Source organism: Scytonema sp. NUACC21, assembly GCF_054684315.1.
The window spans coordinates 1-8,300 of the sequence record NZ_BAAFZH010000007.1 but is presented as its reverse complement, the minus strand read 5'-3'; the positions used below and the strand labels follow the sequence as shown (position 1 = coordinate 8,300).

General features: G+C 44.5%; 7 protein-coding genes and 3 pseudogenes. 6 read left to right on the top strand and 4 right to left on the bottom strand.

The window, feature by feature from the left end; genetic code table 11:
* Both ACYRY3_RS00375 and ACYRY3_RS00370 read right to left on the bottom strand, forming a co-directional pair.
* Nucleotides 1-757: hypothetical protein (locus tag ACYRY3_RS00375; RefSeq protein ID WP_460199919.1), on the bottom strand; the 757-nt coding region annotated here is incomplete at its 3' end.
* Nucleotides 758-799: 42 nt separating this feature from the next.
* Entirely contained in the window at nt 800-1,702 is a 903-nt protein-coding gene (locus ACYRY3_RS00370; RefSeq protein WP_460199918.1) for a DUF928 domain-containing protein, read from the bottom strand.
* A gap of 16 nt (nt 1,703-1,718) precedes the next feature.
* Between ACYRY3_RS00370 and tpiA the strand changes: the two genes are divergently transcribed.
* Complete coding sequence (gene tpiA / locus ACYRY3_RS00365) at nt 1,719-2,411, top strand: triose-phosphate isomerase (RefSeq protein ID WP_460199917.1); 693 nt, start codon at nt 1,719-1,721, stop codon at nt 2,409-2,411.
* A gap of 145 nt (nt 2,412-2,556) precedes the next feature.
* On the opposite strand, the pseudogene ACYRY3_RS00360 reads toward tpiA, so the two are convergent.
* A pseudogene (locus ACYRY3_RS00360) lies at nt 2,557-3,402 on the bottom strand (excinuclease ABC subunit UvrA); the annotation flags it as partial.
* Nucleotides 3,403-4,006: 604 nt separating this feature from the next.
* Nucleotides 4,007-5,017, bottom strand: a pseudogene (locus tag ACYRY3_RS00355) (DUF255 domain-containing protein); the annotation flags it as partial.
* A gap of 51 nt (nt 5,018-5,068) precedes the next feature.
* Between ACYRY3_RS00355 and ilvC the strand changes: the two are divergent.
* From ilvC to ACYRY3_RS00330, 5 genes and pseudogenes are all read left to right on the top strand, one after another.
* Nucleotides 5,069-5,824: pseudogene (gene ilvC / locus ACYRY3_RS00350) on the top strand (ketol-acid reductoisomerase); the annotation flags it as partial.
* A gap of 52 nt (nt 5,825-5,876) precedes the next feature.
* Nucleotides 5,877-6,554, top strand: coding sequence for a GMC family oxidoreductase (locus tag ACYRY3_RS00345; RefSeq protein ID WP_460199916.1), 678 nt, complete (start codon nt 5,877-5,879; stop codon nt 6,552-6,554).
* Between the two features lie 252 nt (nt 6,555-6,806).
* On the top strand, nt 6,807-6,986 hold the full coding sequence (rpmD, locus tag ACYRY3_RS00340) for a 50S ribosomal protein L30 (RefSeq protein WP_430898839.1): 180 nt from the start codon (nt 6,807-6,809) through the stop codon (nt 6,984-6,986).
* Nucleotides 6,987-7,109: 123 nt separating this feature from the next.
* Complete coding sequence (gene rplO, locus ACYRY3_RS00335) at nt 7,110-7,562, top strand: 50S ribosomal protein L15 (RefSeq protein WP_460199914.1); 453 nt, start codon at nt 7,110-7,112, stop codon at nt 7,560-7,562.
* 76 nt (nt 7,563-7,638) lie between these two features.
* Nucleotides 7,639-8,300 (top strand): gamma carbonic anhydrase family protein (locus tag ACYRY3_RS00330; RefSeq protein ID WP_460199913.1); only part of this gene is annotated, 662 nt, incomplete at its 3' end.

The window sequence follows — 8,300 nt, the reverse complement described above, 5'->3', positions numbered from 1 at the left end:
AGTCGGCGAAATGGTGGAAGCTTGATTCAGCGATCGCACGTCCTAAAATATTTCCTTGTTCATCCTGGGTACTTTCAAAAGCAACTACTAAGTTAAAGTCCTGACCGGAGACTGAGCTTGTACCTAAGGCAATGACTCGTCCATTCTTCTCGTTTGCAGGCACACCTACGGCTCCTTCATGGGGATGAGCCGGAAAGAATTCAATCTCCTCAGAAGGTGATGTAGGATTCTTGAGTAAGTCATGAATAGGTTCTATGGGAGTAATTTTTTCGTAGTCACCATTTAACCCAGAATGGAAGTTGGGCCAGGAAATATATTTAGTGTAGATGTCATCAGGGTAGTGGTGCGAGGGATCGGGATCGGGATTCTTACTGTGAAAGTAATGCGCTGCGCCGATACCACCAAGATTGCAAACCGAACAACCTACATCCTGATGGTCACGGCTGACCAATAAACCGCCACCGCGCTGACGGAAGGCACTGATGCTCTGACACTCCTGTGGAGTTATGCCATCCCCTAAATCCACAGCAAACAGCCACAGTTCATCAAAATCTGAATTATCCAGCGTACTTAAAACTGGATCGTTTTTTTCAGCAGTATTTTCTCGATCCCTTGCTGTTACCTGGTACAGCGGTTCCCCAGTGTCACTTTTTAACGAAGCTAAATAGTCCTTTAGCAAAGAGAATCGCCCAATATGCCAATCATCTTCATTGGTGGGAATTGTTGTCTGTAACAGAATTTGAATCGGTTTAGTCATGATCTCACTCCCCAGGGTTCTTCTTGTAGCATGAGCTAATTACTAGATCAACATGGGCATTGTAGCGAGATAATCTAAGCAAAAAATGAGGACATTTAAACTCACAATCCCTGGTGTATTAGTAAATTGCAGAGTTGCTTCGTAAACATCATCTTCGTCTTCATCAAATAGCACAAACCTGACATCACGTAGTGGGATGGGTGGATAGGGAACATAAAACCAGAATGTGGGACGTTCACTAAGTGTTAACCCTATGACAAATGGCGTTTCTTCTGTACCCAAATTCACTTCAGGCATCAAAGCCGTGAGATACTTGTCTTGTGCTTTTTCCAATCCAAAATCCCGGCTACTCCCTCCCCGCCGATTACCTGGTCTTCCACCTTGTGATAATTCTAGCAGTTCTGGAATTGACAATTTTGATAAGATGAAGCGAATCGGTCTCACAACTAAGTTGAGTGCCTCCCAAAACAGTTCTTGGATAGCGGCAGCACTTACTCCTTGGTAAACCCGATCGCCAATATGAATATCTTGCCCCTGTCCTATATTGATGTTATACTTGCCTAAATGAATGACTTGCTGCTTGCTACTAACAGTTAGTTCATGAGGTAATGCTGCAAGATCATTTTCTGTGTAGATGCCTGTCGCAATGCGATCGATAATAGCTTCTGGACTATCTGGTTTGAGCCAATGATGTGAATCAATCAGATTGGCGAGTTCATCCCATAGATTAGCTATGGTTAGGTGAGTTCTGAGATGACGGTCAGCGTAGCCACCATGCTTTTTCCAAGGTTCCCCTTGTGTCAGGTAGTATTCAACTACACGCCGATGGGTTGCGGTTAAATCCACTTTTTCTTCAAGGAAGTTCGCAAAGGACTGGTGAACTAGCCGCCAAGTTTCTATACTTTCGCGCCGATTTTTGCTTAGAAATCTTTGCCACGACTGCAATGCTCTGACCTGGAAAATGTACAAACCCCAGGCAGAATCCGAAGATTTTTTAAGAGGATTTCTGCCTACCTTGGACGAAACCCCTGATGAGCGAGAAGTTGTCTTGTGCGTCCCCTTCACGGATTTAAATGTTTTGTCCAAAAGTTTGCATGGCAGTCGCGTGCAATTGGGGGCGCAAAATATTCACTGGGAGGAATCGGGAGCCTACACGGGTGAAATTTCCGGACCAATGCTTAAAGAACTTGGGGTGCGTTATGTTATTGTCGGTCATAGCGAACGGCGGCAATACTTTGGTGAAACGGACGAAACTGTGAACCTGCGCCTCAAAGCAGCTCAACGTTTTGGTCTGACTCCAATTCTTTGTGTCGGTGAAACTAAACAACAACGCGATGCGGGCGAAACAGAATCACTGATTACCAGCCAAATAAAAAAAGATTTGGTGGATGTGAACCAGGAAAATTTGGTTATTGCCTATGAACCAATTTGGGCGATCGGTACTGGCGATACTTGTGAATCTCGGGAAGCAAATCGTGTCATAGGCTTAATTCGCAGCCTGTTAAAGAACCCCAATGTACCAATTCAGTATGGTGGTTCGGTCAAGCCAAATCTTATAGACGAAATCATGGCTCAACCAGAAATTGATGGCGCTTTAGTAGGCGGAGCAAGTCTTGAACCTGCAAGCTTTGCTCGAATTGTAAACTATCAGTAGATTATTTTATATGTTTCTGGGGTGGGTGATGCCAACCCGTTCAACTATCGGTGGGCATTGCCCACCCTACTGACCAATTGACATTGAATGTATGACCAGCAAGTTAATGATTCGGGAACGCTGTTTTGAGTGGGGACAGCGTACTTACAATTAAGGTATTGCCCAAATCCCTTAACCTAATTAAAGTTCGCAACAAACGCCCATTATCTCGTTGATGCAAACCGATGCTTGGTTCATCTAAAACGTATAAAACCCCAGTTAGCCCGGAACCAATTTGAGTGGCTAGACGAATTCGCTGTGCTTCTCCTCCTGAAAGTGTCATCGCAGGACGATCCAGTGTTAGGTAATCTAACCCCACATCCAACAAAAATTGCAATCTTGCTTTGATTTCTCTCAGTACCAAATCGGCTATTTGCAACTGACGTTGGCTCAATTGCAATCGATCGATGTTGTTACGAGCCTCCCGAATTGAGACTCCCGTCAAATCTACAATTCGATGCTGTCCCAATCGCACTGCTAACGCCTCTGGTTTTAGCCGCTTCCCCTCACACACGGGACATGGTTGATCGATTAAATACTGCTCTAATTTTTGCTTGATTAGCTCCGAACCACCCTCATATTGCCTCTGTAAAATTGGCAGAACTCCTTTAAATCCCTCCCTCTGTTTCTTTTGTCCTTCTGTGGTTGTTTCCTCTCCGTTTAAAATTATTTCCCTTTGTTCTTCCGTCAATTGGTTCCAGGGTGTTTGCAACTCAAAACCATGTTCTTGTCCTAATTTATACAATAATTCTAAATAATAAGTATTTTCTTTTTCTGACCAAGGAGTAATAGCGGAATATACTGGTGCTGCTGGGTCAGGGACAACCAATTCTGGGGAAAATCTTTTTAAACTCCCAATGCCATGACAGTGGGGACACGCACCGTAAGGAGAATTAAATGAGAACAAGCGCGGTGATAATTCTTCCATCACCGCCCCGTGTTCCGGACACTGTAAACTGTTGTTGTAATTCTGTTAGTTCATTTGGAGCGAGCAATTTCTGCAACTCGCTGTAACTCCAAACATAAAACGCCCCTTCTTCTGGTTCTGCTTCTGCTGGGGTTGTAAAGCTATCAGCATCTTGAGCCGCATAAAAAAACCCTTCAGGTGAGGTCATTTCCCGCTTTAACCATTGGGCAGTACCCGCGATCGCTTGTTCAAAAGCTGGTTCCTGTACTCCTGCACTCCATAAATTAGCCAGATACTCCACAATCTGACCGTTATCGTAAAGCATTTTTTCAAAATGCGGTACTGTCCATGTTGGATCGACGGTGTAGCGATGGAAACCACCACCTACATGGTCATAAATTCCGCCCAGTGCCAGATCTAATCCCCTTTGGGTACAAACTTGCTTGCCATCATAACGAGAGTCTGGATAATCAAATCTAATTCCTCTCAGGGCAAGTTCTGCATAGGGAATCATCGGAAAACTATTGCCGTACTGATTGGGAGTAATAATACCCGTACAAGTTTCCCAACCTTTTCGCAATAATTCAATATCTTGAGATTCCGTTGTGCCTCCTAAGTCCAGAACCGAAGAGGTGAGGAGCGATTCAAGAATGGTGGCTTTGCGATCGCGCAAATCTTCTTTTTCCGTATTATAGTAGTGGCGCAATGCTTGCAGAACTTGTAAAAAACCCGGACGACCATAGCGAGGTTCTACAGGGAAGTAGGTACCTGCATAGAAAGGTACTAGATCGTCTGGTGAGATGAAAACGTTCAAAGGCCAGCCCCCTTGACCGCTCATCATTTGCAAAGCTTGCATATAAATGCTATCTAGGTCAGGTCTGTAAGCTTCACCAGACCAAATGAAGGCGCGACGTGCCCAACCAAATGGTTTGGTAAGGATGTGGAAAATACCACCTGCAATACAGATGAAAGCAACCCAAATGTGACCGCCAACAACGTCTTCTAAGTTGTCAACGCTAACGATCCAGCCCTCACCACCGAAGGGGGACTTCAGCAGGTAACCGAAAATGACAGCAGGGTTCAAAGTTGGGTTGGTAATGACGCGAACATCACCACCACCAGGTGCCCAAGTGTCATACAGCCCGCCAAAGAACATTGCTTTGAGTACCAACAACAGAGCACCACATCCCAAGATAATGAGGTGGAACCCGATGATGTTGGTCATCTTGTTCTTGTCTTTCCAGTCATAACCGAAGAAAGAGGAGTACTCTTCCAAGGTTTCTGGACCGCGAACGGCATGATATATACCGCCAAAACCGAGTACGGCTGAAGAGATTAGGTGCAGTACACCTACAACAAAGTAGGGGAAGGTATCAATAACTTCGCCACCAGGACCAACACCCCAACCGAGGGTTGCCAAGTGAGGCAGAAGAATTAAACCTTGCTCGTACATGGGCTTCTCAGGAATGAAGTGAGCAACCTCAAACAAGGTCATTGCTCCAGCCCAGAAAACAATCAAACCAGAGTGGGCAACGTGAGCGCCCAGGAGTTTGCCGGAAAGGTTGATGAGACGGGCGTTACCAGCCCACCAGGCAAAACCGGTGGAGTCTTGGTCGCGTCCTGCGCCCATTACAGCGGGTCTATTAGAGAGCGTTACCACGTGGTAGTACCTCTTCTGGGAATACAAATTTTTCGTGAGGCTGGTCTTGAGGTGCCAGATGAGGTGCAAAAAACGATTTACAAAAACGAAATTGAACCTCATTTGGAAGAAGGAAACGTTTTATTGTTTGCTCACGGGTTCAATATTCACTTTGGTCAAGTTGTACCACCTTCTTTTGTGGACGTGGTCATGGTCGCACCCAAAGGACCCGGACATTTGGTACGGCGAACCTACGAACAGGGACAGGGGGTACCTTGTTTGTTTGCCGTATATCAAGATGCTTCCGGTCAGGCACGCGATCGCGCAATGGCTTATGCTAAAGGTATTGGCGGAACCCGTGCCGGAATTCTCGAAACAACTTTCCGAGAAGAAACCGAAACCGATTTGTTTGGCGAACAATCAGTCCTGTGCGGTGGTTTGAGTGCCCTAATCAAAGCTGGTTTTGAAACCTTGGTGGAAGCAGGATATCAGCCCGAGTTGGCTTATTTTGAATGTCTCCACGAAGTCAAACTGATTGTTGACTTGATTGTAGAAGGTGGCTTAGCCAAAATGCGCGACAGCATTTCCAACACTGCTGAATACGGCGATTACACCCGTGGACCCCGCATTGTTAACGAACAAACTAAAGCAGAAATGCGTCAAATTCTCAAAGAAATTCAATCCGGGCAATTTGCACGGGAATTCGTTCTGGAAAACCAATCTGGAAAACCCGGATTTACCTCCATGCGCCGTCAAGAAGCCGAACACCCCATTGAGGAAGTTGGCAAAGATTTACGTGCCATGTTTAGCTGGATGAAGAAGGACTAATCTCACCAGTAGGGTGGGCATTGCCCACCATTTCAAATTGAAGACGGGCAAGATGCCCATCCCACATGCAACAGTTGAAGGATTTGAAGATAAGTACTACTACGGAAGAAGACCCAACGGTTTCTATATTCCTCGCTGGCAAAATTTGTTTGGCGACAAACAAGACTATATAAGAGGATACGGATATCAAGGAAGTGCTAGCAGACAAGGATGGGGCAGAGAAATTGCTGAATTGAATATCGGTACAGAATTGAAAGAAGCATTATCTGAACCGGGTCCATGGACTATTGGTATGACCGCATTTGGTGAAACGCTTCCTTATCATGAAAATAAAGTGACACTGGATCCCAATAAGAAAGATAAATGGGGATTGCCTGTACTTGCTATTGATGCTGAGATTAAAGAGAACGAAAAGAAGATGCGCGTAGACATGCAGAATCAAGCAAAAGCAATGCTTGAAGCTGCCGGCTTGAAAAATATCAAAGGATACGATCGCGATTATGCGTTGGGTATGGGAATTCATGAAATGGGAACTGCTCGTATGGGTAAAGATCCAAAGACTTCAGTACTCAACGGAAACAACCAGGTTTGGGACGCTAAAAATGTATTTGTAACAGATGGTTCTTGCATGGTAAGTGCAGCTTGCGTAAATCCATCCCTTACATACATGGCTCTTACAGCAAGAGCCGCTGATTTTGCTGTAAAAGAATTGAAAAAAGGAACTATATAATAGTAACATGCCAAACGATTCAACCAGTGTAAATATTAATTCCGGAGGCGTTGCTCAAAACACATTCGATGCAATTGTTATCGGCAGTGGCATCAGTGGTGGCTGGGCCGCAAAAGAACTATGCGAGAAAGGATTGAAAACATTGGCCTATCACAGTTGCTAAAGAGCGTCGCTTAAATCTTAAGAAAGTATTCAACGGATAATTATCACCCTGTTTGAACTCTAGGTTTCAAACTCATTATAACATTTGTTATGAAAAAGATTAAAATCACCCTGGTTAAAAGTCCAATTGATCGTCCGGAGCGCCAAAAACAAACATTGGTTGCTTTAGGTTTGAACAAGACCAACGCCAGCAGAGAAGTAGAAGCTACTCCTCAAATTCTCGGAATGGTTCGTAAGGTGAACCACCTTCTGAAAGTGGAAGAAGCTTAATAAATTGAATTAATTTGGCAGTGTGAAAATGAGTAACTAGCTTACGGCATTTTCACATTTGCATATTTACACTTTTATTAATAACAAGCGAGGGGCGATTCCCCGTAAGTAAAAATCAACAGTATGAAATTACATGAATTGAAGCCTGCGAAAGGCGCAACGAAAAGAGAAAAGAGATTAGGTCGTGGTGAAGCATCGGGTCACGGTGGTACATCAACTAAAGGTAACAAAGGTCATCAGAGCCGTAGCGGTTTCAAAAATAGAAGAGCACACGAAGGTGGTCAGATGCCAATTCAACGTCGTGTTCCTAAGCGCGGTTTCACAAATAACAACCGTGTTGAATACAAAGTGTTCAATATTGGTCAAGTAGAATTATTGGTAGAGAAATACGGATTACAGGAGTTTTCTTTGGATACTTTGTTCATGAATGGTTTGGTAAGCAGAACATCATTGGTGAAGATCCTCGGAAACGGTGAATTGAAATCAAAAGTTACTTTCAAAGTGAACGCTGTGAGCGACATTGGTCATTGGTCATTGGTCATTGGTCATTGGTCATTGGTCATTAGTTATTTGTAAAGAACAAAGGACACTGGACAAATGACACTGGACAAATGACAAATGACTGGAAGCAAAGTAGAGGAGGAATCTAGCGATGGCAGTGGGCAGCACGGCGGCACCCCCAACCCCGTGGTCAAAAAGTTTAGCAGAGCCAACAATCCATGAAAGCGCGTTTGTACACCCTTTTTCCAACATTATTGGAGATGTGTATGTAGGTGCAAATGTGATTATTGCACCAAGTACTTCAGTCAGGGCAGATGAAGGGACACCATTTCACATAGGTGATAATACGAATCTGCAGGATGGGGTAGTTATTCATGGACTTGAGCAAGGTCGGGTCATTGGCGATGACCAGAATGAGTACTCTGTATGGATTGGTAGCAATGCGTCCATTACCCATATGGCTCTCATTCACGGACCTGCCTATGTAGGAGACAATTGCTTTATTGGCTTTCGCTCTACAGTCTTTAACGCTAGGGTAGGATCTGGTTGCATTGTGATGATGCATGCTTTGATCCAAGATGTAGAAATTCCTCCGGGGAAATACGTACCTTCTGGAGCAATCATTACTAATCAGCAGCAGGCAGACCGCTTACCGGATGTGCAAGACCAAGACAAGCATTTTGCCCACCATGTCGTTGGAATAAATCAGGCATTGCGATCTGGCTATCTTTGTGCTGCAGATAGTAAATGTATTAGAAGAGTTAGAGACGAGTTAGCTAAATCTTATACAAGTAACGGTGTTAATAGTTCAGA

Coding starts and splice junctions, on each gene's coding strand:
- tpiA (WP_460199917.1), top strand. CDS start 1,719: ATGTACAAACCCCAGGCAGAATCCGAAGATTTTTTAAGAGGATTTCTG.
- rplO (WP_460199914.1), top strand. CDS start 7,110: ATGAAATTACATGAATTGAAGCCTGCGAAAGGCGCAACGAAAAGAGAA.
- rpmD (WP_430898839.1), top strand. CDS start 6,807: ATGAAAAAGATTAAAATCACCCTGGTTAAAAGTCCAATTGATCGTCCG.
- ACYRY3_RS00345 (WP_460199916.1), top strand. CDS start 5,877: ATGCCCATCCCACATGCAACAGTTGAAGGATTTGAAGATAAGTACTAC.